Annotated in this window: 21 protein-coding genes; 15 read left to right on the forward strand and 6 right to left on the reverse strand. The window is 66.5% G+C overall.

The window, feature by feature from the left end:
• Positions 1-109 precede the first annotated feature (109 nt).
• Positions 110-697: a hypothetical protein gene (locus ACTJK0_RS11005; protein ID WP_440745187.1), complete on the forward strand. Its 588-nt coding sequence runs from the start codon at positions 110-112 to the stop codon at positions 695-697.
• Positions 698-878: 181 nt separating this feature from the next.
• On the opposite strand, the gene ACTJK0_RS11010 is transcribed toward ACTJK0_RS11005, so the two are convergent.
• Positions 879-1,520: a transglycosylase family protein gene (locus ACTJK0_RS11010; RefSeq protein ID WP_110544041.1), complete on the reverse strand. Its 642-nt coding sequence runs from the start codon at positions 1,518-1,520 to the stop codon at positions 879-881.
• Between the two features lie 309 nt (positions 1,521-1,829).
• Between ACTJK0_RS11010 and ACTJK0_RS11015 the strand changes: the two genes are divergently transcribed.
• The 3 genes from ACTJK0_RS11015 (at position 1,830) to ACTJK0_RS11025 (ending at position 4,509) form a co-directional block, all read left to right on the forward strand.
• Positions 1,830-2,891, forward strand: a complete 1,062-nt coding sequence (locus ACTJK0_RS11015; protein ID WP_440745188.1) for an adenosine deaminase — start codon at positions 1,830-1,832, stop codon at positions 2,889-2,891.
• Positions 2,892-3,153: 262 nt separating this feature from the next.
• On the forward strand, positions 3,154-4,086 hold the full coding sequence (locus ACTJK0_RS11020; protein ID WP_110543836.1) for a pullulanase X25 domain-containing protein: 933 nt from the start codon (positions 3,154-3,156) through the stop codon (positions 4,084-4,086).
• Positions 4,087-4,194: 108 nt separating this feature from the next.
• The gene (locus ACTJK0_RS11025; protein ID WP_440745189.1) at positions 4,195-4,509 is read left to right on the forward strand and encodes an acylphosphatase; all 315 of its coding nucleotides are present in this window, start codon (positions 4,195-4,197) and stop codon (positions 4,507-4,509) included.
• Positions 4,510-4,512: 3 nt separating this feature from the next.
• Here the strand turns inward: ACTJK0_RS11025 and ACTJK0_RS11030 are convergent, their stop codons facing one another.
• On the reverse strand, positions 4,513-8,184 hold the full coding sequence (locus ACTJK0_RS11030) for a TM0106 family RecB-like putative nuclease (RefSeq protein WP_440745190.1): 3,672 nt from the start codon (positions 8,182-8,184) through the stop codon (positions 4,513-4,515).
• Positions 8,185-8,310: 126 nt separating this feature from the next.
• Positions 8,311-9,036 carry a GntR family transcriptional regulator gene (locus ACTJK0_RS11035; protein ID WP_440745191.1) on the reverse strand — a complete coding sequence of 242 codons (726 nt, stop codon included), beginning with the start codon at positions 9,034-9,036 and terminating at the stop codon, positions 8,311-8,313.
• Positions 9,037-9,213: 177 nt separating this feature from the next.
• On the opposite strand from ACTJK0_RS11035, the gene ACTJK0_RS11040 reads away from it, so the two are divergent.
• From ACTJK0_RS11040 to eda, 6 genes are all read left to right on the forward strand, one after another.
• Positions 9,214-10,608 (forward strand): MFS transporter, encoded by a 1,395-nt coding sequence (locus ACTJK0_RS11040; protein WP_110543829.1) that lies wholly within the window; start codon positions 9,214-9,216, stop codon positions 10,606-10,608.
• The gene (locus tag ACTJK0_RS11045; RefSeq protein WP_440745192.1) at positions 10,605-11,627 is read left to right on the forward strand and encodes an L-idonate 5-dehydrogenase; all 1,023 of its coding nucleotides are present in this window, start codon (positions 10,605-10,607) and stop codon (positions 11,625-11,627) included. The genes ACTJK0_RS11040 and ACTJK0_RS11045 overlap by 4 nt, the downstream gene beginning before the upstream one ends.
• A 91-nt stretch (positions 11,628-11,718) precedes the next feature.
• A complete protein-coding gene (gene manD / locus ACTJK0_RS11050; RefSeq protein ID WP_110543826.1) occupies positions 11,719-12,930 on the forward strand; it encodes a D-mannonate dehydratase ManD in 1,212 nt (403 codons plus the stop codon).
• A gap of 35 nt (positions 12,931-12,965) precedes the next feature.
• Positions 12,966-13,901: a PfkB family carbohydrate kinase gene (locus tag ACTJK0_RS11055; protein ID WP_110544036.1), complete on the forward strand. Its 936-nt coding sequence runs from the start codon at positions 12,966-12,968 to the stop codon at positions 13,899-13,901.
• Positions 13,902-13,939: 38 nt separating this feature from the next.
• Positions 13,940-15,352 (forward strand): mannitol dehydrogenase family protein, encoded by a 1,413-nt coding sequence (locus ACTJK0_RS11060; protein WP_440745193.1) that lies wholly within the window; start codon positions 13,940-13,942, stop codon positions 15,350-15,352.
• Positions 15,345-15,971, forward strand: coding sequence for a bifunctional 4-hydroxy-2-oxoglutarate aldolase/2-dehydro-3-deoxy-phosphogluconate aldolase (gene eda / locus ACTJK0_RS11065; RefSeq protein ID WP_110543825.1), 627 nt, complete (start codon positions 15,345-15,347; stop codon positions 15,969-15,971). Before ACTJK0_RS11060 ends, eda begins: the two co-directional genes overlap by 8 nt.
• A gap of 1 nt (position 15,972) precedes the next feature.
• On the opposite strand, the gene ACTJK0_RS11070 is transcribed toward eda, so the two are convergent.
• From ACTJK0_RS11070 to ACTJK0_RS11080, 3 genes are all read right to left on the reverse strand, one after another.
• The gene (locus ACTJK0_RS11070) at positions 15,973-17,175 is read right to left on the reverse strand and encodes a TerC family protein (RefSeq protein WP_440745194.1); all 1,203 of its coding nucleotides are present in this window, start codon (positions 17,173-17,175) and stop codon (positions 15,973-15,975) included.
• 34 nt (positions 17,176-17,209) lie between these two features.
• Positions 17,210-18,946: a RecQ family ATP-dependent DNA helicase gene (locus ACTJK0_RS11075; RefSeq protein ID WP_440745195.1), complete on the reverse strand. Its 1,737-nt coding sequence runs from the start codon at positions 18,944-18,946 to the stop codon at positions 17,210-17,212.
• 117 nt (positions 18,947-19,063) lie between these two features.
• Complete coding sequence (locus ACTJK0_RS11080) at positions 19,064-20,038, reverse strand: aldo/keto reductase (protein ID WP_440745196.1); 975 nt, start codon at positions 20,036-20,038, stop codon at positions 19,064-19,066.
• A gap of 316 nt (positions 20,039-20,354) precedes the next feature.
• On the opposite strand from ACTJK0_RS11080, the gene fdhA reads away from it, so the two are divergent.
• From fdhA to ACTJK0_RS11105, 5 genes are all read left to right on the forward strand, one after another.
• Positions 20,355-21,572, forward strand: a complete 1,218-nt coding sequence (gene fdhA, locus ACTJK0_RS11085) for a formaldehyde dehydrogenase, glutathione-independent (protein WP_110543818.1) — start codon at positions 20,355-20,357, stop codon at positions 21,570-21,572.
• Positions 21,573-21,686: 114 nt separating this feature from the next.
• Positions 21,687-22,040, forward strand: coding sequence for a GNAT family N-acetyltransferase (locus tag ACTJK0_RS11090; RefSeq protein WP_440745197.1), 354 nt, complete (start codon positions 21,687-21,689; stop codon positions 22,038-22,040).
• A gap of 143 nt (positions 22,041-22,183) precedes the next feature.
• Entirely contained in the window at positions 22,184-23,119 is a 936-nt protein-coding gene (locus tag ACTJK0_RS11095) for a serine hydrolase (RefSeq protein ID WP_110543815.1), read from the forward strand.
• A 67-nt stretch (positions 23,120-23,186) separates the two neighbouring features.
• Entirely contained in the window at positions 23,187-24,548 is a 1,362-nt protein-coding gene (locus ACTJK0_RS11100) for an MFS transporter (protein ID WP_440745198.1), read from the forward strand.
• Positions 24,549-24,615: 67 nt separating this feature from the next.
• Positions 24,616-25,359, forward strand: coding sequence for a dienelactone hydrolase family protein (locus ACTJK0_RS11105; protein WP_440745199.1), 744 nt, complete (start codon positions 24,616-24,618; stop codon positions 25,357-25,359).
• Positions 25,360-25,377 lie beyond the last annotated feature (18 nt).

Below are 25,377 nucleotides of genomic sequence, written 5' to 3' on the forward strand. Positions count from 1 at the left end.
GGACCACATACGGCATCGCGCGCTGTCCAAATAGTGGACGCATACATACGGCTCCCAGGTTAAACCACTAAGATCGCCGCAACCACCCCCGCGTTTTGGAAGCCCTCTCATGACATTTACATCAGACAAAGCCGTCAACCATGTCCCCGCCTCCCTGCCCAGGTACGGGCAGATGCTGGGCCCTGAAGCCCAGGGAATCCTGGTTCTTGACGAATTCACCATCGATCCCGCCGCGGCCCGGAAGGATCAGCACCGCTTCCGGGATGGCATGGCGACCGTCGCCAGGACGGTCCGCCGGATTGCTGCCCTCCGGGTGGTGATCGCGCTCGTGGCCATCGGCAACCTGCCGCTCTTCCTGCTCTCCAGCGGCTGGTGGATTTACGGTGTTTCGCTCACCCTCGTTGTGGGCGTCCACACGGCCGTGACGCTGCTCAACCGGCACGAGCCTCGGCTCAAGCAGCGCTCCGCCCTTGAACTGCATATGCACCGCGAACGGAGCGCCAACTACCGCAAGGTCCGGGACGCCGTGAAGTACATGATCGACACCCCCAGCCGGATGAACGAACACCTCTACCTGGAGCTGCTCGCGGTAAAGCGGGTTGCCCTGAACCTTGCGCACGGCACCGTCGCACTGCTGGACACCAGTGACGAATCTGCCTGGAAGGTGCGGATCGTCCGCGAGCTGCCCGCCAACTGATATCGCGGCCCTGACCGCCTCCTGCGGCAGGGACGAAGGAATTAAGGAACGACGCCGGCACATCCCTTGTGGGGTGTGCCGGCGTCGTCTTTTGGTCAACGGAATTTGTCTATCGCCGACCTGTCTATGTCGCCTGTGAAAGGCGCGGCGGCCGCAGCCGCTGGTGGAATGTCCCCAGGTGTTATGCCGGGAGCTGGATGACCTGTCCCTCGAAGACGAGGTTCGGATCGGAAATGGTATCCAGGTTCGCGTCCGCGAGGTGCTGCCAGCCGCCCTGGATGCCCAGCTTGTCGGCAACGATGCTCAAGGTATCCCCGGCCTGCAGGGTGTAGGTCTCACCGCTGAGGGGAACCGAGGTTGCGTGCCGCGGCGCCGGAGCCTGCTTGGCCGGCGCACTCTGCACCTGAACGCTCTGCGCGGGGGCAGCCTGGACGGGTGCGCTCTGAACGGGTGCGCTCTGGACCGGGGCCCCGCCGCCACCGCTGAGGCCGAGCTGTGAGGCGCAGGACGGCCAGGCGCCCCAGCCCTGGGATGCCTGGACCCGCTCGGCTACAGCGATCTGCTGTTCACGGCTGGCGTTCTCCGGGGAGCCGGTTCCGCCGTAGGCTGACCAGGTGCTGGAGGTGAACTGCAGGCCGCCGGAGAATCCATTGCCCGTGTTGATGGACCAGTTGCCGCCGCTCTCGCACTGCGCGAGTGCATCCCACGTGGACGTGGTGGTGGCTGCGTTGGCCGCCGTGGCGGAAAGTGCCAAACCTGCCGCGGAGACGGCGGCCAGGGTGACTCCGCGGCGTGCGGCAGTACGGAATTTGGTGTTTTTCATTATGGTGATGCTCCTGAAGGCCACCAGCGCTGCTTCCGTCCCCGGAGATCGTCGCGCCACTGCCCGCCCCTGACGAATAGAGGTCACTGTCGGCTGCTGCCGCTGGGCAGTTCTGGTGAAGGCAGCACCGGGCAATCAAAAAGCCCGCCTGGCGGGCATGTATTTCACGCTAGGTCATCGTTTGGGTGTTATCAAATCGAGATTCCGGCAGGCGGGGCGCCGTGGTGCTCGCGGCCCCGTGTTCGCGGGAAGGTATCCGGCCCGCATTGCTGGAAGGCACAAACCCGGGAGGGGCACTATCCTGACCGGATGGACAACTTTGCCGGCAGCAGCAGCATGCCCGAAAACGAAACGGATCCTGCGGAACCCGCGGTCCCTGCCCAGCCCCTCCCGGTGGCTGAACTTCACCTGCATATCGAAGGAACGCTGCAGCCGGAGCTCATCTTTGCCCTGGCCGGGCGCAACGGCATTGTGCTGCCGTACTCGGGCCTGGACGAACTCCGCGAAAAGTACGAGTTCACCGACCTCCAGTCCTTCCTTGACCTCTATTACGCCAACATGGCCGTGCTGCAAACCGAGCAGGATTTCGCGGACATGACCCGCGCCTACCTGGAGCGGGCCGCCGCCGCCGGTGTCCGGCACGCGGAAATCATGATGGACCCGCAGGCCCACCTTTCGAGGGGGATTCCCCTCGAAGCGTGCGTCAGGGGCGTTGCCTCGGTGCTGGCCACGTCGGAGCAGGACTACGGAATTTCCACCATCCTGATCGCAGCCTTCCTGCGGGACCTGCCGGAGGATTCCGCACTGGAGGTCCTCGACGGGCTGCTGGCCATGGATGCACCCATCGGCGCCATCGGCCTGGACTCAGCCGAAGTTGGAAACCCGCCATCGAAGTTCGAGCGGCTGTACGCGAAGGCGCGCGAAGCGGGGCTGCGGCTAACGGCGCACGCCGGGGAGGAGGGCCCGGCGTCGTACATCACCGAGGCCCTGGACATCCTGGGCGTGGAGCGGATCGACCACGGCATCCGCTGCATGGACGATCCCGACCTGGTGGAGCGCCTCGTGGACGCCCGGACCCCGCTGACAGTCTGCCCGTTGTCCAACGTCCGGCTGCGGGCCGTCGACACCCTGGCCGACCATCCCCTGCCTGCGATGCTCGCTGCGGGACTTAACGTCTCCGTCAACTCCGATGACCCTGCCTACTTTGGCGGCTATGTGGATGACAACTTCGCCCAGCTCACCGCCGCCTTTGACCTCTCCGATTTCGACAGGGCCCGGCTGGCGGCGAATTCCATTCATTCCTCCTTCGCCTCGGAGGAGCGGAAGGCGGAGCTGCTGGCCGAGTTGAATGGCCGGGAAGTGTCCGACTGACAGTCGCTGTGTCGGGCGCGACAGCCGGGCTTCGGGGCCGGGTAAACTGGTCCCGCAGGCGTGTCCGGGAGTGCGGTGCGGCACCCATGCCGGCGCTCAAAAGGGTTATGCAGACAGCCCTTACCCGAGACCTCAGCCTCACTTGCGGCCTAATCCGCTTCACAGTCGGTCACGACACGCAGAGTTAACCAATTAAAGTCGCGCGATTTAACGGGCAGTTGGCAAGATGCCTAAGACCGATCGCTTTTATATAAGGGGAATCATGGCCAAGTCCACCGCAGAAAACACCTACCTTCGACTCAAGACCGTGCTGGATGTCCTGACCGAAGGCGTGTGGTCCGGTGATGCCCTGAACGCCGGCCAGGTGCTGGCGGAAGCGACGGCCCGGGTGCCGTTCAACGAGCACGAGGCGGAACTTCTCAGCGGCGGAATCCCGCGCGGGCACAAGACCCTCACCTCGGCCACTGCCAAGCTGGTCAAGGCAGGCTGGCTGATCAAGGGCCGCTCTGGCTGGACCATCACCGAGGACGGCATGCGCGCCACGGTGGCCTTCCCAGACGCCGACTCCTTCGCCGCAGCGCTCGACGCCGGCACTCCGGTCCCTGCGGACACGCCGGTTCCCACGGCTCCCAAGGGTTTTGTCCGCCCGGTCTCCGCCGCCGCAGCAACGCTGCAGGTCCCGGCCACGGAGGAAGCTCCGAAGAAGGCAGCCAGGAAGGCTCCCGCCAAGAAGGCCGCCTCCGCCGTGGGCAAGGCAGCCAAGGCCATCGAAGACGCCGTCGAGCCTGTGGTCAAGGCCGTCCGCAAGAAGTCGGCGGCCAAGGACAAGGCTGAGACTGCACCTGCTGCGTCTGCCGCGGCAGAACGGTTCGAGGACGCGGACGTGGAAACCCTGCCGCAGCCGGAGGCTGTTGCCGTGGCCGGTGACTTCAACACCATCCTGGGCGCGCCCGAGAACTGGGCACCGCAGTACGACGAAGCCCAGATGGAGTTCGACTTCCTGGATCAGCTCTGGAAGAAGAGCGCTGAACTGCCCGCCGGGTTCTACACCTTCAAGATTGCGCTGAACCGCTCCTGGGCTGAGAACTACGGCGCTTTCGGCACCTTCGATGGGCCCAACCACGAACTGCACCACGCCGGTGGCACGGTGACAATCCGCTACAACCACGCCACCCGCGACATCACCATCAACTAACGGTTTGTCCTCTACCCAACCGGGTAGCGCCAACCGCCGTTTTGGAGGTTCGAAACGGCAGTTGCTGCTACCCGGTTGGGACGGGGCGACAGGTCCAGGAGGAGCCGCATGGGCAGGCATGAACGCCCGGCAGTGGATGACCCGGGGCAGGAAGCCGTGCGGCTGGACGCCCGGGTGTACGGGATGGTCCAGGGAGTCGGCTTCCGGTACTGGACCATGGGCACGGCGGAGGAGCTTGGGTTGTCCGGTGAGGTGCGAAACCTCGACGACGGCTCGGTATCCGTTGTTGCCGAGGGCCCTGGGCCGCAGGTCCGCAAACTCCTGGACTGGTTGAACTCTGACCGGACGCCCGGCCGGGTGGAACGGGTGGACGACTCACTGACACAGCCCAGCGGTAGCTTCCGCGGCTTCCGCGTCCGCTGACGCCTAATCCCGCCCCGTGCGGACCCACGCCTGGTCCCGTGGGCTGAGGCCGATGAAAGCGCCGAGCTCCTCGAGGGCCGCGGGCTTGTGCGGCATGTAGCTGGTGAGGTCGGGGGACCGGATGATCACGGCACGCCACTGCCCGCGGGACACCGCCACATTGATGCGGTTCCGGTTGAGCAGGAACTCCGCGCCGCGTGGGGCCTCTGACACAGCCGAGCAGGCCATCGACACCAGCACCACCGGAGCCTCCTGGCCCTGGAACTTGTCCACCGTGCCCACCCGGACCTCCGGCAGTCCGGCCTCCGCCAGATGCCTGCGGATCAGGTGGACCTGCGCGTTGTAGGCAGCCACCACCAACATGTCCTGCTGCTCCAGCGGGCGCGGCTCCAGGCCCGGGCCGCAGGTCCACTTCAACCCCAGGTGGCGGCGGACCTGGCGCACCACTTCCTCGGCTTCTTCCGTGGACGCCGTGGTGTTGCCGCTGTGGTCGACGAACACAGTTTCCACGCCTGGCGGCAGCTCCCCAAGTTTGCGCAGGGACGCCGCAGGAGCCGACTTCAGCTTCCCCTCGTAGCTGAGGGTCGACACCGCGCGGCATAATTCCGGATGCATTCGCCAGGTATCGGCAAGGAAGTAGCCGAGGGCCGGGGGAAGGGTGGCGTGTCCTGCCGCGAGCCAGCCCAGGGCAGACTCATCGACGGGTTCCGGATGGGCGCCCTGGGTGACCTGCGGGAGCTGTTGCGGGTCACCCAGCAAGAGCAGCCGTGTCCCCGCCCGGCTCACGGCCAGCGTGTTGGCCAGCGAGAACTGGCCCGCTTCGTCAATGACCAGGAGATCCAGGGACCCGGGAGGCACTTCCTTACCGGTCATGGTCCATGCCGTACCGCCGACCAGGCAGCCGCCGGGGGAGGAGAGCAGGCGGGCCACATCGCCTTCCGCCGTGAGCGTCCACGGAACAGGGTGGGGTGCGGCCAGTTTCTTACCCACCTGCTCTGCGTCCACCCCGCCGGTTTCGATGGCGCGGCAGAGCAGGTTTTCCACCACGTTGTGTGACTGGGCCACCACACCAATTTTCCAGCCCTTTGCCACCAGCCGGCCAATGACGTGCGCGCCCACGTAGGTTTTGCCCGTCCCCGGAGGCCCCTGGACGGCAAGGTACGAGCGGTCCAGGTCCAGCAGCGATTCTGCAATGGCGCCGGCATAATCTGCGGCGCTGTCGTCACCGTGCCGGACGGGCGCCGGTCCCGGGAGGGAACGGAACCGCGGCGGCAGCTTGCGCAAAATGTCCACGCCCGGCTGTGCGGGCAGCGACGGTACGGAGGCGCCAACGGCGCGGGCAATGTCCCTGATCGAGGCTTCGATACTTGCCGTTGCCAACGGCTGGTCCTCGGTCAGCGCCATGGGGAAGTGGGGATATGCGGCAACCTTCCCCGTTTCCCGTTCCGCGATGGTGACCAGATGTTCCGGGCTGTCCTGCGCCGGCTCGAGCCCGTTGATCCTGGTGCCGAACGTGTAGGCCCTGGTCCCCGGAACAGCTGCAGGGTTCATTCCGTCGGGACCCGGCGCGTCGTACAGCCGGCACCAGGTGGAGTCCGCACGGAAGTCGGAGCCCTCGGTCATGGTGCCGCGGAGTTTCAGGACGCGGGTGCGCATCCGTTCCCTCGGCTTGGCCAACGCCCAGTCGGAAACCACTTCCGCGGATGACACAACAAACACGTTCCTCTGGTCGGACCAGCTCTCCAGCGGGGCCTCGACCCGGTCGAAGTGCTGCCACCAGAACTGTTTGCGTTCGCGGCGGTGGTATCCGGTAGCGGCGGCCACCATGGCGATGGCACGTTCATCGTTGGTCCAGGGCCGGTTGTCCGGCAGGCCGGCAAGGAATTGGCGCAGCCTGGCGTGTTCGGGGGACTCTTCACTGCCGGGCGCGTCGTCGTCCTCATCGGGAAGTCCGGCGGACCGGTCAGGGCAGTGGGCGGCGGGAGCGGCAACTCCAGGATGGCCGGGAGCGGAGCCGGCTTTCTGTCCCGCCTCCATCAACCAGTCGCGAAGGCGCAGCGTGGAGAGGCAGTCGTAGCGGTTGTAGTCGGAAATCGAGGCCAGGATGGTGTCGGCTTCTTCCCGCCGTCCCTCGTCGCGGGCGGCACAGTAGGCGGCGTAGGCCACCACCGAGGCGCCGGCATCCTTGACGTCCCCGGACCGGAGGTTGTCACCCATGTACAGCGGTTCGAGCTTCTTGATGGAGTACGACGCTTCGGAGATGCGGATGGAATGCCGCACGGTGGCGTACAGGTCCACCAGCAGCCCCTGCCGGAGCCAGTCGTCCACGGTGTCCTCGCCGGCCTGGTGGGCGAGGGACAGGTTCCGCAGCGCCGTCTTTTCGTATGAGGCGTAGTGGTAGACATGCATGTCCGGGTACCGGGCCCGCCGCTTCTCCACGTATTCCAGGAAGTCCAGGAAGGCGCGGCGTTCCCCGGACCGGGAGTGTGCCCAGAACGGGCGGAATACGGGGTCGCCGTCGGCGCCCGCAGCGGGGGCTTCGATGACGCCGAAGAGGTACTCGATGCCCCACGCCCCGGTGGCGGGATCCTGCCAGAGGGGGTCACCCTCGAAGTCAAAGAAGATGTCGCCCGGGCTCGGGGCGGGCAGTGATCCGATCGTGTTGTCCGGAAGCACCGTGTAGGCGACCGTGTGGGGCTGGCCGTCCTTGCTGAACGTCCGCGAGCTGGCCGGCTGGTCCAGCCCCAGCTGCATCCGCGCCTGGGCACGAAGCCGTGCGACGGAATTCTTCGCCTCGGCGGCGGGCAGGGCAGCCAGGTCATCGATAGTCCTGATCCGGGCTGCGTGAAGCTTCCGCCGCTGGACAACGGACATGCCTGCCACCATCAACAGGTCCCGGTGCAGCCTGACCTGCTCGGCGCAGTAATCGCACCGCCCGCAGTGCACGATGCCGGGCTGTTGCCACTGCACCGGTGCCTCGGCAGCCCGGTGGTTCGCTGTGAGCTGGCGGAAGCGCCGGCGCCGTTCCCGGAAGACGGGCAGCAGGTCCGGCAGCGAGTGGGTGCTCCGCAGCCAGTCCTCGCCGACGCGGGTGCCCAGCACCAGCGTGACCACGGGGGAGGGCTCCAGTCCCATGCCGATGAGCTGGTCGCCGTAGGCGGCAAGCTGCAGGAGCGCCCCCACCTTGGCGTGCCGGGCAAGCTTGGTGTCCCACACTTCGTACCGGCCAGGGTTGCCCGTACCGGCAGCCTCATTCACCAGGAAATCCGCGTAGCCAAGGAATTCGCCGTCGAAGAAGGTGGCCTGGAAGACGACGTCGGCGCCGGACCTCAGGGCGAGCTCGGTTTCGGCGTGCCTGGCCTGCAGGTCGCCGCGCAGGGTGGGGCCACGCTCCAGTGAGTAGACGCCTGCCCCGCGGCTTGCATCCCACTCGCCGTACTTCGCCACCAAACTGGCAAGGACGGTGCGCTCGTGCCGGTCACCGAGCTCACCGGCGCGCTTTTGCATTTCGTCGACGGGGAACTCCGGTTTGGGAGACCGTCCAAGCTTTTCGTCGAGGACCCGGAGCGTGCGGTACTCACACTCGGATGCAGCCACCAGGTCGCTGGCCGAAAACACCAGGTCCGGCGGGGCGACGGACCCGGCATCAGCGCCGGGGGAATCGAGCAGAAACACGGGGCCTCCCGAACTGTTCGCGGGCCTGGGACGTTTCCCCGGCCTGGCTCAAACGTAGCAAGAGGGACTGACGAAGCTGCATGTTCCCCTGCCGGGGCTTCCTGTCCTGGCGTGGCGGCCGGGCTGTCAGGCCAGGCGTGCCACGCTGCGCCGCGACGGGCGGCGCGCTTCGCCGTCGGAAAACAGTTCCGGCGTTGCTTCCTGGATCCGCTGGACATCTTCGAAGACGGCACGGAGATGGAGGCGCAGGCTGCTGTCCGCATCCGGGAGGTTGTTGGCTTCCAGTGCGTCGACAACGGCGGTGTGCTGCTCGATCAGGGTGGACACGGGCCGCGTGTCCAGCAGGCTCATCCGGCGTGCCCGGTCCAGGTGCGCCTTGGCGGAGTTGACGGCCGCCCAGGCTGATTCATGTCCCGCAAGGCGCAGGAGTTCGCGGTGGAAGTCTTCGTCCAAACGGAAGAATTCCTCCACGTCGTCCTTGGCGTCCGCCTCGCACTGGGCCTGCAGGATGTTCCGCAGTCCGGTGATGCCGTCGCTGTCAACGGCAAGGTCGCGCAGCGAGGCGCACTCGATGGCTTCCCGGACGAACTGGGCTTCCGAGACGCGCCCCAGGTCTACAAGGGAGACGAACGAGCCGATCTGCGGGAACACCTGAACCAGGCCCTCCTCACGGAGCAGGATGAGGCTTTCGCGGACCGGAGTGCGGCTGACCCCCAACTCCTGGGCCAACTCGTTCTCCGACAACGGCTCACCCGGGGGCAGCTGCAGCGAAATGATCCTGCGCCTGAGTGTTTCAAGCGTTTGGTCGCGCACCGAAAGCCGGGGGGAAGCGCCTCTTTTGTCCATTGCCATGGGACCAGTCTAGCCGGTTGACACACTAGAATGGTAGTGCTTGTATGGTAGTAGAAATCGACGTGCTGCCCGTCACTCCTTCCCCTGGAGTCGACATGGCGGACCCCAGCTTTTCCGCTGTCCACATCCCTCCAAACGCTCTCCCCTTCGACAGCATCACCTGCAAAGGAGCAACTGATGACCGAAAGCATTGCGCCGCCAACCAGCAGCCAGGCCGAAGCCCGCAACACCCGGGACCTGGCCAAAGTAGCCGCCTCGGGGTGGCTCGGCACCGCCATGGAATTCATGGACTTCCAGCTGTATTCCCTGGCCGCAGCCATTGTCTTCAACAAGATCTTCTTCCCGGACGTCAGCCCCGTGATCGGGCTCATTGCCGCCATGGCAACCTACGGGGTGGGCTACGTGGCCCGCCTGTTCGGCGCTGTCTACTTTGGCCGGATGGGTGACCGGATCGGCCGCAAGAAGGTCCTCTACATCACCATCGCCCTGATGGGTGCCTCTACCACCCTGATCGGTGTACTCCCCACCTACGCCATGATCGGCATCTGGGCGCCGATCCTGCTGGTGGCGCTGCGGCTCATCCAGGGCTTCGGCGCCGGCGCGGAAATCGCAGGTGCAACCGTCATGCTCGCTGAGTTCGCCTCGGCCCGCCGTCGCGGCCTTATCTCGTCCCTGGTCTGCCTGGGAACGAACTCCGGCACCCTTGGCGCTTCGGCTCTGTGGGCCATCCTCGCGGCGTCTCTCTCGCAGGAAGACCTGCTGAGCTGGGGCTGGCGCATTCCCTTCCTGGCGAGCTTCGTGATCATGCTGTTCGCCGTCTGGATCCGGCGCTCCATCAAGGAAAGCCCCGTCTTCGAACAGCGTGCCGACGTCGTGGACGGCGTGGCCCTGACGAAGGACAGGATCAAGACCGCCGCAAAGGCACCCGAACTGGCCGGGACCAGCACCATCGAAGCCGCCCTGCACCAGAAAAAGGGCAAGTCGTTCCTGATCGCACTGGGCCTGCGCTTCGGCCAAGCCGGTAACTCCGGCCTGGTACAGACCTTCCTGGTGGGCTACCTCGCCACCGTCCTGCTTACGGACAAGACGGTGGGCACCAACGCCATCATGTACGGTTCCCTCCTGGGCTTCGTCACTATTCCCGTGGTCGGTCTCCTCGGTGACCGCTTCGGCCGTCGTCCCCTCTACCTGGCCCTCAGCGCCCTGACTGCGGTGTACGCCATCCCGATGATGCTGATGATCACCAGCGGCAACACCGCACTGATCACCATCGCCATGGTGGTGGGCCTGAACCTCGGAGTGCTCAGCCTCTTCGCGATGGAAAGCGTCACGATGGCCGAGTTCTTCGGAGCCCGCACCCGCTTCACGCAGCTTGCCCTCGCCAAGGAAATCGGCGGCATCCTGGCCACCGCGATCGGGCCGCTGCTGGCAGCGACCCTGACCGCCGTCACCGGACACTGGTGGCCGCTGGCCGCCATGCTCATCGGTTACTCGCTGATCACCCTGGTATCGGCCGCCGTTGGCCCCGAGGTCCGCGGCCGCGACCTGGTCCGCCTCGAGGACGCGGTATGAAAGCTGTCGTGGTCCACGGCGCCAACGACCTCCGGATCGATGACCGGCCGGAACCGGTCGCCGGGCCAGGGGAAGTAGTGCTCGACGTCGAATGGGGCGGCATCTGCGGAAGTGACCTTTCGTACTGGCGCCACGGAGCGTCAGGGACGGCGGCGCTGAAGTCACCGCTGGTCCTGGGCCACGAAGTGGCAGGCCGGATCGCAAAGCTGGGCGCCGGCGTCGAACATCTCCACGTGGGCCAGCCCGTGACGGTGCACCCGGCCGAATTCGTGGGTGACGGCGTTATGCCGGAGCGCCTGCGGGGCCGGACCAACCTCTACCCACAGATCCGGTACTTCGGCTCGGCGGCGTTCGACCCCCACACCGACGGCGGCTTCAGCGAACAGAAGCTCGCCAAGGCATCCCAGGTCCGTCCCCTTCCCGACGGCGTGGACACCCTCCGCGGGGCACTTGCGGAACCGCTCGCCGTCGCCATGCACGCGGTAAGCCGGGCGGGCAGCCTGCGGGGCCGGGACGTGCTGGTCAACGGTGCCGGACCCATCGGGTCGCTGGTCACCGCGGCCGCCAAATTTGCCGGGGCACGGACCGTTACCGCCACCGACATCAGCGACGCGTCCCTTCGGATTGCCAAGGCCATGGGCGCGGACGAGGTAATCAACGTTTCGGACAATCCCTTGCCCGCTGACGTGGAGCTCGTCTTCGAGGCCACCGGGATCCCGGCAGTCCTGGGCGGAGTCCTGCGGGCCACGGCCCGCGGCGGCACGCTCGTCCAGGTGGGCAACCTGCCCGGTGCCCCGGCGGCCTCGGTCCTGGGGGACCTCGTCACCCGGGAAATCGCCTGGATCGGGTCCTACCGGTTCGTGGACGAAATCACCGATGCTTTGCAGGCCATGAAGGACGGCCTGGACGTCTCGCCCGTCATCACCCACAAGTTCGGCATCGACGACGCGCAGAAGGCCATGCAGACCGCCGCGGACCCGGCCGCCGGCAGCAGCAAGGTCATGCTCCACCTCTCCTGACCCAACTGACTGGCAGTAGATGTCGTTCTGAGCCCTCAAAACGACATCTACTGCGACCTACTTGCACATCCACCATTTGAAGGACTCCCCAGTGAAGATCACCGACGCACGGGTGGTGGTTTCGTCGCCCGGACGGAACTACGTGACGCTCGTTATTGAAACCGAGGACGGCATCACCGGCATCGGCGACGCCACCCTCAATGGCCGCGAGCTGGCCGTCGCGTCCTACCTCAGCGAGCACCTCTGCCCGCTCCTGATCGGCCGCGACGCCCGCCGCATCGAGGACGCCTGGCAGTACTTCTACAAAGGCGCCTACTGGCGGCGCGGCCCGGTGACCATGACGGCAATCGCCGCCATCGACGTCGCGCTCTGGGACATCAAGGGCAAGGCCGCCGGCATGCCGGTCTACGAACTCCTGGGCGGAGCGGCGCGCGAGGGTGTCATGGTCTACGGGCACGCCAGCGGCAGCACCCTGGAGGACCTCAGCGCCGACTTCCAGCACCACCTGGACCTCGGTTACAAAGCCATCCGCGCGCAGGCCGCCATCCCCGGACTGGACAAGACGTACGGCATCGCGCCGGTGGACGGGAAGCTGTACGAACCGGCCAGCAGCAACGTGCCCCAGGAAGACACCTGGGAGACCACGGCATACCTGGACTTCGCGCCGAAAATGATGGCCCATGTCCGCGGGCAGTTCGGCTACGGCGTGCACGTCCTGCACGACGTCCACCACCGCCTGACCCCCATCGAGGCAGGCCGCCTGGGAGCCTCACTGGAGCAGTACCGGCCGTTCTGGATTGAGGACCCGACGCCGGCAGAGGACCAGTCCGCGTTCCGGCTGATCCGCCAGCACACCACCACCCCCATCGCCGTGGGGGAGGTGTTCAACTCGATCTGGGACTGCCAGCAGCTCATCACCGAACGCCTGATCGACTACATCCGCACGTCCGTTTCCCACGCCGGCGGCATCACGCACCTACGCCGGATCTTCTCGCTCGCCGACCTGTACGGCGTCCGCTCCGGCTCCCACGGTGCCGGCGACCTATCGCCGGTGTCCTTCGCGGCAGCGCTGCACGTGGACATGAGCATCCCCAACTTCGGCGTCCAGGAGTACATGGGCCACCGGGATCCGGCGGGCGAAGTATTCAAGAGTTCCTACACTTTCAGCGACGGCTACATGCACCCCGGCGACGCACCGGGCATCGGCGTGGAGTTCGACGAGGCAGCGGCCGCACGCTTCCCCTTCGACCCCAAATACCTGCCGGTCAACCGGCGGCTCGACGGATCGGTGCACGACTGGTGAACGCTGCAACAGACAAGCCCTTCGACGTGGTGGTGATGGGGGAGATCCTCGTCGAAGTCGCCACCGACCTGCCCTTCGCCCACGGCGTTCCAGCACAGCTTGGCATCTCCGGTGACGCCCTCAACGTGGCCGCAGCCGCCGCGGCGGCCGGTGCCAGGGTGGGCCTGCTGTCCGTACTCACCGACGATGACCTTGGCCAGGCCATGTCGGCCCGGGTCGCCGAGCTGGGCATCTCCACGGACCTGTTGCTGCACCGCCGCGGTCAACAGGGCGTTTACCTGGTGCACAGCGACCCCGACGGCGAACGCGAGTTCTCCTACGCCCGCAGCGGCAGCGTGGGTTCCACCATGGGACCGGACGACGTCGACGCAACAGTCTTCGCGTCTGCCGGCGCCGTGGTGGCGGGCGGCATCGCCTGCGCCATCTCGACGACGGCACGCGCCGCCGTCGTCAAAGCCGCCTCGCTGGCCCGGCGTTTTGTCTTCGATCCGAACTTCCGGCCCCGGCTCACCACCAAGGAAGAGGCGACGGCGGTCCTCGCCGAACTGGCGCCACAGGCCTTCCTCGTTACCCCCTCATTCCCCGGCGAAACCAGCGCGCTGCTGGGAGCGTCCACGCCGCAGGAAGCGGCCGCCGGGCTCCGTGCGCAGGGCACAGCCAACGTCGCCGTGACCTGCGGTGCTGAAGGAATCCAGCTCGAGTCCGGGCAGGACTCGGTGTGGGTCCCGGCAGTCCCGGCCCCTGCGGTGGTGGACCAGACCGGCGCGGGCGACGCCTTCATAGGGACCCTCACCGCCCGGCTGGTGCTCGGGGACGACTTCAGGACGGCGGCGGGGTACGGTGCCGCGGCGTCATCCCTGGTGGTGGGCGGCAAGGGCGGAACGGGCTTCATCCCCACGTTCGAGCAGACCCGTGCCCACGCCGGGGCGTCCGTCCATGCGGTGGAAGGAGCAGTGTCATCGCACGCCTGAGTTCTTCATCCATTGCCGCTGCCGGCCATCGGGCCCTGTTGCCGCGGGAGAAGCTGCAGCCCGGGATCGTCCACCTTGGCCTCGGTGCTTTCGCCCGCGCCCACACCGCAGTTTTTACCGAGGACGCCATGCTCTCCTCGGGGGACTTCGAGTGGGCAATCGTTGGTGTCACCCAGCGATCGGACACCGTGGCCCGGCAGCTTTCACCGCAGGACGGGCTGTTCACCGTCTCCGAAAGGGGCGGCGGCGCAGCACCTCTGCGCGTGGTTTCGAGCATCGTGGAGGCGATATCCGGCCGGGACCGGCCGCAGGAGGTCGTGGACCGTATTGCTGCGGCGTCCACCAGGATCGTCACCCTGACCATCACGGAAAAGGGCTACCGGTTCGATCCCCGGACCGGCGGCCTGGACCTGGCCGATGACGATGTGCAGGCGGACCTCGCCGGACGCCCCCCGCTCACCGCTGTCGGGCAGATCACCCGCGGGCTGCAGCAGCGCGCCCGCACTGGAGCCGGTCCCGTCACCATCCTTTCCTGCGACAACCTCCCTGCCAACGGTGAACTGACGGGCCGCCTCGTCCACGGGTTTGCCGCTGCCCTTCCTGCTGCCGAGGCGGAACCACTGACCGCCTGGCTGGGACAGAATGTCACCTTCCCCAGCACGATGGTGGACCGGATGGTGCCCGCCACCACGGACGGTGACCTTTCCGCCGTCGAACATGAACTGGGCGTGCGTGACGAAGCCGCCGTGGTGGCCGAGCCCTTCAGGCAGTGGGTCATCGAGGACAACTTCGCGGCCGGCCGCCCCCGCTGGGAGGACGCCGGCGCCCTGTTCAGCGCAGATGTCGCAGCGTGGGAAGCGGCGAAACTCCGGCTGCTCAACGCCAGTCACTCCATGCTTGCGTATCTTGGCCTGGCGGCCGGGAAGGAAACCATCAGCGACGCCGTGACGGTGGAGCCGTTCCGCACCGCCTGCCGGCGCATGATGCTGGAGGAAGCACTGCCCGCCATCACCCTGCCTGCCGGACTGGAGGGCGAACAGTACTGCTCGCAGGTGCTGGAACGGTTCGCTAATCCGGCCCTGGGCCACACCACCGCCAAAGTGGGCAGCGACGGATCACAGAAAATTGGGCTGCGCCTGCTGCCCACCATCAGGGGGAGCCTGGAAGCTGGCCGCGAACCCCGCTGGGCCGCCCTGGCGATTGCCGCCTGGATGCACAGGGTTGCCACCACCCCGCCGGCCGGCCTGGACGACCCGCTGGCCGCCGGGCTCCACGCTGCCCTGCCCGCCACCCGCACCGCCGGGACGGTGGTCCCGGCGCTGCTGGGATTCCGTCCCATTTTTGACCCAAACCTGGCGCAGAACGAACAATTCACGCAACTGCTGCTGCACTGGTACCGCACGCTGGAAGACGGGCCGGAAGGCCTGGGAAACGAGATCAACCATGGCTGACGCAGCCGCCGTCCTGAACACTTCACCGGTCATCCCGGTGGTCACCATCGACGACCCCCAGGACGCTGTTCCGCTGGCCCGGGCGCTCGCCGACGGTGGGGTGGGCATCATCGAGCTCACGCTGCGGACAGAATCTGCGCTGACATCGTTGAAGCTGATCGCCAACGAGGTACCGGAGATCCTGGTGGGTGCCGGGACGATTCTTACGCCCGGACAGGCCGACGCCGCGGTGGCAGCAGGTGCCCGCTTCCTGGTCAGCCCCGGGGTCACCCCCGCCCTGCTCACCTCGATGCTGTCCCTGGACGTGCCGGTGCTGCCGGGGGTGGCCACGGTGGGTGAGGTCATGGCGGTCCTGGAGGCCGGCCTGGACGCGATGAAGTTTTTCCCGGCGGGTCCCGCCGGCGGTCCCTCGTACCTTGCGGCCATCGGCGCGCCGATCCCGCAGGTCCGGTTCTGCCCCACCGGCGGCATCAGCCTGGCCACAGCGCCGGATTACCTCGCGCTGCCCAACGTGGCCTGCGTCGGCGGAAGCTGGCTGACCCCGGCGGCTGCTGTCGCTGCCAAGGACTGGGACAGGATCACCGGCCTGGCCAGGGGTGCGGCGGCCCTCAGCCGGTAGGTCAGGCCTCGGCCGCGGCAGCCCGGACCTGGGCCTTGTCATGCTCCACGTGGGCGTTGCGCAGCAGGTCCATGAATTCGGTCTCGTTGCGGATCAGCCGCTTGTACTTCTCCGGGAGTTTGCGGATCTGGCCTTCCTCCCGGCACATCTTGGCGAAGATCTTGTCACGTTCGGCCATGTCCGTCTCGTAGTTCAGGTCCAGGTATTCGGTGGCATGCCGTTTTGCCCCGGACACGGCATTCTTGGCCTTCCCCTTGGGACTGAAGATGGAGGCCAGGATGGTCACCACCAGGACGCCCAGGATCACCAACAGCGACACGGCGGTGCTGACTTCGACCACATCGACGTGCCCGCCGTCGTTGATGAACGGAAGGGTGTTCTCGTGCAGCGCATGCAGAATGAGCTTCACGCCGATGAAACCGAGGATCACCGCCAGGCCGTAGGACAGGAAGATCAGCCGGTCCAGCAGGCCGTCGATCAGGAAGAACAGTTGGCGCAGGCCCATCAGCGAGAACGCCGTGGCGGTGAAGACGACGAACACGTTCTGGGTCAGCCCGAAGATCGCCGGTATGGAGTCCAGTGCGAAAAGAACGTCGGTGCCGCCGATGGCCACCATCACCAGCAGCATGGGCGTCAGAACCCGCTTCCCGTTCTCCACGGTGAAGAGCTTGTCGCCGTCGTAATGTTCCGACGCCGGCAACAGCTTCCTGGCCAGCCTGACCACCACGCCTTCGGAGTCGTCGTCGTGGCTGTCCGGCTTGAGCAGGTTGCCCGCGGTGACCAGCAGGATGAGGCCGAAGATGTAGAACACCCAGGCGAAACTGTTGATCAGGGCTGCCCCCAGGAAGATGAACGCCGTGCGGGCGATCAGGGAGAACACGATGCCGAACAGCAGCACCTTCTGCTGGTCCGCGCGCGGCACCTTGAAGCTCGCCATGATGATGAGGAAGACGAAAAGGTTGTCGACGGACAGGGCCTTCTCCGTGACGTAGCCGGCGAAGTACTCCGTGCCCATGGCGGAGCCGCCGAACAGCAGCACCCCCAGCCCGAACACCAACGCTATGCCCACATAGATGGCAGACCAGGCTGCGGATTCCTTGAGCGTAGGCGTGTGGGCCTTGCGGACGTGGAAGAAGAAATCGAAGGCCAGCAGCCCCACGATTCCCGCAATGGTCAGGGTCCAGACATACGCAGGCACTTCCACCCGGAGCCTTTCGTTGGAGGTCCTCCCAGCCTACCTACGCAGGCTTCAGGAGTTTATGCTCCACGACGGCGGACCGGGACAGCGTCTTGTACCCCTCCTGTTCAAAGAGCACCGTGATGACGTCATCCTCGTGCCGCATCACCAGCCCCGGCCCCCATTCCTTGTGTACCACTGCGGACTGCAGCGGGAACGGCTCGTCCGTTGCGGAACCAGGGCCGCCGCCTGACGTCCCGCCGCCCTTCTTCCTGCCGGAATGCTTCTTGTCCTGCTTCTTCTTACCGCGTTTCTCCTTGCCGCCGGGCGCCGGATGCCCTGGCGCAACGGCCGCCGCGCATCCATCACAGTTTCCACAGGGCTCCGGCAGGTCCTCGCCGAAGTAGCCCAGCAGGAACTGCCGGCGGCAGCCGTCCGTCTCCGCGTAGGCGCGCATCATGGTGAGCCGGGATTGGTCCACGCGCTGCCTCGCCTCGGCCAGTTCGACGGCGGCGCCCACCAGGGCGGGCAGCTTGGCTTTGGACGTGAGCCGGATGCCCCGCTTGCCCGTGCTGACGGCGCCGATTTCCTCAAGTTGGTTGATCAGGCCGGTGACGCGGCGGGCCGGAAGGCCGGTGAGTTCCGCCAGGGACGCTTTGGGAACCGGGGCGTCGGCGGACTTGAGGAGCTTCAACACTGCGAGCAGTGAATCGGGATCAGGGGAGTGGGTGCCGAAGAATTTCCGGAGGCCCAGATCCTCCGAACGGTAGTGCAGCACGGCGGATGCGGGGTCGCCGTCCCGGCCTGCCCGGCCGATCTCCTGGTAATAGGAGTCCAGCGATTCGGGGATGTCGGCGTGGACTACAAAGCGGACGTTCGGCTTGTCGATGCCCATGCCGAAGGCGGTGGTGGCCACCACCACGTCCAGCATGTCCGCCAGAAACAGCTCGTGGATGCGCTCGCGGTCCGCGGCCGACCGGCCGGCATGGTAGGCCTCCGCGCGCAAACCCTCCTTGGCCAGCTTCTCCGCGTACTTCTCCGTATCCTTCCGGGTAGCGGCGTACAACAGCCCCTGCCCGTTCCTGACCAGGGCCGCCACCTGTTCCAGCACAGCCTTGCGCTTGCCCTTGTCTTCGTGGTGACGGACCACGTCAAGGCTGATGTTCGGCCGGTCAAAGCCGTGGACCAGGACCAGGGGATCCTTCATGCCCAGCCGCTCCACAATCTCGTCCCGCACCGGCGGGGAGGCGGTTGCCGTCAGGGCGGCGACAGGCGGGTTCCCCAGTTGCTCCCGCACATTGCCGAGCCCCAGGTAGTCGGGGCGGAAATCGTGGCCCCAGGAGGAAACGCAGTGGGCCTCATCCACAATGAACAGCGAAATATTCAGTGCCTTGATCCGGTCCACGGTTGCCTGCTTGGCCAGCTGTTCCGGGGCAAGGAACAGGAACACCGCTTTGCCCTGCTCGGCGGACTGCCAGGACGCTTCGACGTCGGCATCACTGTGGGAGGAGTTGATGGCCACTGCCGCGTCCGGGCCAAGGACCTGGGACAGGCCGTCCAGCTGGTCCTCCTGGAGGGCAATCAGCGGTGACACCACGACGGCGGGACGTCCGGTCTCCTGGTGCAGGTGCAGGGCTGCCACCTGGTAGATCGCGGATTTGCCGTAACCGGTGGGCATCACGGCCAGGACGTCGCGGCCGTCCACAAGGCCCGCCATGCCGGCCAATTGGCCGTCCCTCAGGTGGGGCAGTGAAAAAGGTGACTCAGCAAGGGCCCGGAGGGCCGGTTCGTCGGACATAGGAAAAGGCTCCGCACTGAAAAGAAACAGCAGCCGCTTGCTTCAGCCGTAGGACCACCCTACGCCAGCCCCCGCCCCGCGGTCGTCAACTCCGGACGCTGTGTGGAAAAGCGCCGGCTACGTATCAATGGTGGACATGTTGGGGTAGCGTGCACCCGCCGTTGCTCCGGCCGGTGCCAGCTGGTCGAGCAACTGCAGCTCGTCCTGGCTGAGCTCGACGTCCACGGCGCCCAGGTTTTCGCGCAGCCGTTCCCGCTTCTTGGTGCCGGGGATGGGGACGATGTGCTCACCCTGGGCGAGCAGCCACGCGAGGGCCAGCTGCCCCGGGGTGCATTGTTTCCGGTCCGCCAGTTCCTTGACCCGGTCCACGAGTTCCAGGTTCCGGGTGAAGTTCTCGCCCTGGAAGCGTGGTGAGTGGCGGCGGAAGTCGTCCTCGGCGAAGTCGTCCACGCTGCGGATCTGCCCGGTCAGGAACCCGCGGCCCAGCGGGCTGTAGGGAACGAACCCGATGCCCAGCTCGGCGAGCACGGGAAACACCTTGGTTTCGGGCTCCCGTTCCCACAGCGAATACTCTGTCTGCAATGCGGTGATGGGGTGCACGGCATGGGCCCGGCGGATGGTGTCCGCGGAGGCTTCTGACAGGCCCAGATGGCGGACCTTGCCTGCCTGGACCAGTTCCGCCATGGCGCCCACCGTGTCCTCGATGGGGACGCTCTTGTCCACGCGGTGCTGGTAGTAGAGGTCGATGTGGTCCACACCCAGGCGCCGGAGGCTGGCGTCGCAGGCTGACCGGACGTAGTCGGGCCGGCCGTTGATGCCCACCCAGGAACCGTCTTCGCGGCGCTCGTTCCCGAATTTCGTGGCCAGGACAACGTCCCCGCGGCGCCCGGAGATGGCCCGGCCCACCAACTGTTCGTTGGTGAAGGGGCCGTACATGTCGGCCGTGTCCAGCAGTGATCCGCCGGCGTCGAGGAACTCGTGGATGGTGGCGATGGACTCCTGCTCGTCGCCGTTGCCGTAGAACTCGCTCATGCCCATGCAGCCAAGGCCCAGGGCGGAAACCGTCAGTTGTCCAATAGTGCGCGTCTTCATGCCGTCTCCTCAGGGTGGAACTTTCACGGGAACCCGGCCAGCCGGCGTCCATTTCCTGCAAGCGAAATGCCGGTTGGTGCAGCGTAGCCACTATAGGCGCCTACCCTGTGGGAACGCGCCGTAAACAAGGGGCTTCCTACCCCTAGACCACTTTCGGGGGCGTGCCTAGACTGGGCGAATCCCCACCCGGGAACCGGCGCCTGACTATGCCATGCAGCAGGAAAACACCAAGGGGCCAGGGCTGTTCCCATTTCGGGATGTCTCACCTAACCAGATCAAGGCCGTCCCACCGGACGCCTGACTACAGGAGCAATTGATGACAGGGAACAAAGCCGTTGCCTACAAAGAAGCCGGCAAAGTTGAAGTAATTGACATTGACTACCCGACGTTCGAGCTCAAGGACGGCCCGGGGGTCAACCCCGCGAACGTGGGACGCGCCGTCAACCACGGCGTCATCCTCAAAACCGTCGCCACCAACATCTGTGGATCGGACCAGCACATGGTCCGGGGCCGGACCACTGCTCCACCCAACCTGGTGCTGGGCCATGAAATCACCGGCGAAGTGGTGGAGGTGGGCCGCGACGTCGAGTTCATCAAGGTGGGCGACCTCTGCTCGGTTCCGTTCAACATCGCCTGCGGCCGCTGCAGGAACTGCAAGGAACGCAAGACCGGCATCTGCCTGAATGTTAACCCCGACCGTCCGGGCAGCGCCTACGGCTATGTGGACATGGGCGGCTGGGTGGGCGGCCAGGCCAACTACGTCCTGGTGCCCTATGCGGACTGGAACCTGCTGAAGTTCCCGGACAAGGACCGGGCCATGGAGAAGATCCTGGACCTGGCCATGCTCTCGGACATCTTCCCCACCGGGTTCCACGGCGCGGTGACGGCGGGGGTGGGCGTCGGGTCCACCGTGTACATTGCCGGAGCTGGTCCCGTGGGCCTCGCAGCGGCTACCAGCGCACATTTGCTGGGCGCCGCCGTCGTGATTGTGGGGGACCTCAACGAGGAACGGCTGGCGAGGGCGCGCAGCTTTGGCTGCGAAACGGTGGACCTTACCAAGGGAGGCCCGGCGGAGCAGATCGAGCAGATCCTCGGTGTGCCGGAGGTGGACTGCGGTGTGGACGCGGTGGGCTTCGAGGCACGGGGACAAGGGCATGGCAAGGACGCCGAAGAGGCACCCGCCACCGTGCTCAACTCGCTGATGGACATCACCACGGCCGGCGGCGCGCTGGGCATCCCCGGACTGTACGTCACCGGCGACCCGGGCGGCATCGACGAGGCAGCCAAGAAGGGCTCCCTGAGCCTGAGCCTTGGCACCGGCTGGGCCAAGTCGCTGAGCTTCACCACCGGTCAGTGCCCCGTGATGAAGTACAACCGGCAGCTGATGATGGCCATCCTCAACGACAAGGTCAACATCGCCAAGAATGTCAACGCCAAGGCCATCCCGTTGGAGGAGGCACCCAAGGGTTACGCCGAGTTCGACGCAGGCGCAGCCACCAAGTACGTCCTCAACCCCAACGGCTACCTGAGCTGAGACGGCGGCGGGCGGGAACGCCCTCAGGGAACCGCCCCTTTGCGGAAATAAGTGCTGCCCGGGCCGGGTTAGGCTTGGCACGGGCAGCACCAACCGCTAACAAAGGAGTACCCCTTGAGTGACATCACCGTCCGCCACAACCCCGGGCGCGAGCGCTTCGAGATCCTCGACGCCGGCAACGTGATCGGCAAGGCGGCCTACAAGGAGTACGACGGCGGGGAGTCGCCGCAGCGGATTTTCTACCACACGGTCATCAACGAGGAATACGGCGGGCAGGGCTTAGCCGGGCGCCTCGCTACGGTTGCCCTGGACAGCACCGTCGGAGCCGGCACCGGCATCGTGCCGGTGTGCCCGTTCATCAAGAAGTTCCTGGCCAAGCACCCGGAATACGCGGCGGGCGTGGTTGCCGTCACCCCGGCCCACCTCGAATTCCTGGAGGGTGCGCTGGCGGCCCGGACCCGCGCCTGACCCACTGGTCAAACCCTTTTCGGAACACCCCGCAAGCCTTCAAGAAGCTCCCAACCTCCGGTGATTTAATCAGCATCTGTCAGCGCGGCTCAACGCCGGGCTGACGTTGCTTGTGATTGCCGAAGCGGGACAGGAGCCCTTGTATGTCCGTGCACCCCGTGGTGCCCAAACCAGGCCGCGGTGCTCCGCAGCCCGCGCCTGGCAAGCCACCTTCCGGCAGGCGGGTGGGCCACGGGCGGCTGCTTCTCCTGGCCCTTGTTGTGGTGCTGGTCATCGCGGGCACCATCACCCTCGCGGTGGTCCGGTCCGAGCCGCCGTCCGGCACTGTTGCCCCCACCCAGCCTGCAGTGCCGGCTGCGCCCGTGGCGGCAGCCCCGGCGTCGCTGCAGGACAGCGTGGACGACATTCTCAGTGAGGCGGATGAATACCGCATCGGGATGGCGCTCGCGGACGTGTCCGGGGGAGCGGAACGGACGTTCGGGGACCAGGACACCTTTACGGCGGCCAGCACAGCGAAGATCCTGACCGCCGCCGCCTACTACCATCTGGTGGAGAACGGGCAGGCGAGCCTGGATGAACCCATGGGGGACTATGACGCCGCCTTCCAGCTCAAAGCAATGGTCAATGACAGCAACAATGATTCCTGGCTGCTGCTCATGGACGCCGTAGGCTACCCGCAGCTGATTGCCTATGCAGACTCGATCGGCGTCACGTACGACCCCGAACAGAACCAGCTGACCGCCGCTGACATGGCCCTGATCCTGAAGAAGCTCTACGCGGGGGAACTGCTGGATCAGGACCACACCAAGCAACTGCTCAGCTACATGCAGGACACCAACAACGAGGACCTCATTCCGGCCGGGTCGCGGTCCGGGGTGGATGTGCACCACAAGTACGGGGAAATCTCCGGCGAACTGCACGACGCCGCCCTCCTCAGCTACCGCGGTTCCACCTTCGCGCTGGTGATCTACACGGAGAACCGGGAGGGCGTTGCGGACGATGGCCAGGCCGAGGTGATCCGGAACCTGACCCGGGCGGTGGAGGACGCATTATTCCCGGTGGGGCTGGCGGGCAAGTAGCCGACACCACGCCTCCAGGCGGTTCGCCAAATCGCCCGCAGCGGAAGCCATGGGCCAGACTGTTACCGTGAGCAACAAACCCCGGACTTCCCTGGCCGTTGCCGGCCTCAGCCTGGGCACGGCACTGAACCCGCTTAACTCGTCCATGATCGCCGTCGCCCTGGTGGTCCTGCGCGCCGATTTTGGCCTCGACGTCGCTGCCGTGACCTGGGTTGTCACCTCGTTCTACCTGGCATCGGCCGCCGGGCAACCCGTCATGGGCCGGCTGGCGGACCGGTTCGGGCCGCGGCGGATGTTCCTGCTGGGCATGGGGCTGGTGGCCATCACCTGCGCCCTGGCCCCACTGGCGCCGAACTTCGCCCTGCTTTGCGTGGCCCGGGCAGTCATGGCGCTGGGCACTGCCACCGCCTACCCCAGCGCGGTGGTGATGGTGGGGGCGCTTGCCCACGAGGCCAAGGTGGACACCGCACGCCCGCTGGGACGGCTCCAGATGGCCAACACGTCGGCCGCTGCCGTAGGTCCTGTGGTCGGCGGCCTGCTCGTAGGCCTGGTGGGCTGGGAGTCGCTGTTCCTGATCAACGTCCCCCTGGCGTTGGCGGCGCTGCTGATCGTCCGGCAGGCCGCACCGCCGGACAGAGTCCGGGAGCGCGGCAGCGTCGCCGAGCTGGTGCGCGACTCGGACCTCCCCGGCATCGCGGGTTTCATCGGTGCGCTCCTGCTGGTCATGATGGCCGCGTTGAATGTGGCACCGGACTACCGCTGGTGGATGCTGGCCGCCGGCACCGTCATCGCGGCCCTGTTCGCCTGGCGGGAGCTGCGGTTCGCCAAACCATTCCTGGACCTGCGGCTGCTGGGCAGGAACAGGCCGCTGATGCTGGTGTACCTGGCCTTCGCCGTGTTCAGCAGCGTCTACTATTTCGTCTTCTTCGGCCTCCCACAGCTGCTGCAGGAAGCCGGCGGCTACGGTCCCGGGGTGGTGGGCCTGCTGATGCTGCCCCTGGCGGGCATGTCCGTGGTGGCAACTCCGTGGGCAGTCTCCGCGATGGGACGGTTCGGTGTCCGGCGGGTGCTGCTCGCCGGCGTCGTCCTCTTGACCGCGGTGGCGGCACTCATGTGGTTGCTGACCGGGACACTGGCCATCCCGGTGGTGGTGGTGCTGACCGCGCTGATGGGCATTCCGTACGGGACGGTGAGCATCGCCACGAACCAGGGCATGTTCGTCTCCACCCGGCCGCAGGAGCGCGGCGTGGCCGCCGGGATCTACCAGACCTGCCGCTACGTGGGTGCGATCACCGCCACCGTGATGATCGGTGTGTTTGCTGCCGGCGGGGTACACCAGGACAGCTGGCTGCGGATGGTGCTGGCCATGCTGGTGCTGTGCGCCGTGACGTTCGGGATTTCCGTGTTCTGGCGGCAGCGTAAGGCGTAGCCTGCAACCGCTGGAAGCGTCCGGAAACCCCCTATGAAGCCTCCGGCGGGCGTGCCATGCTGGCCGCATGGGAAACATGATGGCTCTGGGCAATGCCGAAACGTCGGTCCAGGCGTACGTCAGTGAACCGGCCGGGGCTGCCAAGGGCGGGCTGGTGGTGGTCCATGAAGTGTGGGGCCTGGTCCGGCACACCAAGGACGTCGCGGACCGCTTTGCGGCGGAAGGCTATGTGGCCGTCGCTCCGGACCTGCTGTCTGGAGCCGGCGGCGTCCCGGACCTGAGCGGGGAGCTGCAGGAGGCCGCCTTTGATCCGCAGCAGCGCAGCAATGCCCAGCCGCGCCTGCGGAAGCACATGGCACCGATGCGCTCACCGGAGTACGCCAGGCACGCGGTGGCCGCCCTCCGGCTGTGTTTCGACCACCTGGAACGCGTGCCCGGACTGGCCGGGCGGGTGGCCGCGACGGGCTTCTGCCTGGGCGGCACGTACACTTTTTCCCTCGCGGTTGCCGAACCACGGCTGCGGGCCGCCGTTCCGTTCTACGGCCACGCTGAATTCAAAAACGCTGAACTGCAGGCCATCAGCTGCCCCGTCCTGGCCTTTTACGGCGCGGAGGACAGCGCCCTCATGGAGGAACTGCCCGGGCTGAAGCGGCAGATGCAGGCTGCCGGGGTGGATTTCGACGCCGTGGTGTATCCCGGAACCGGCCACGCCTTCTTCAACGACACCAACAAGTACACCTACAACGCCGGGGCGGCCGCAGACTCCTGGGAGCGGACGCTCGCCTTCCTCGACCGGAGCCTCAGCGCGTAGGTCCCCGCCGGGCTCCCA

The sequence above is a fragment of the Paenarthrobacter sp. 22069 genome (assembly GCF_052046035.1).
Lineage (GTDB): Bacteria > Actinomycetota > Actinomycetes > Actinomycetales > Micrococcaceae > Arthrobacter.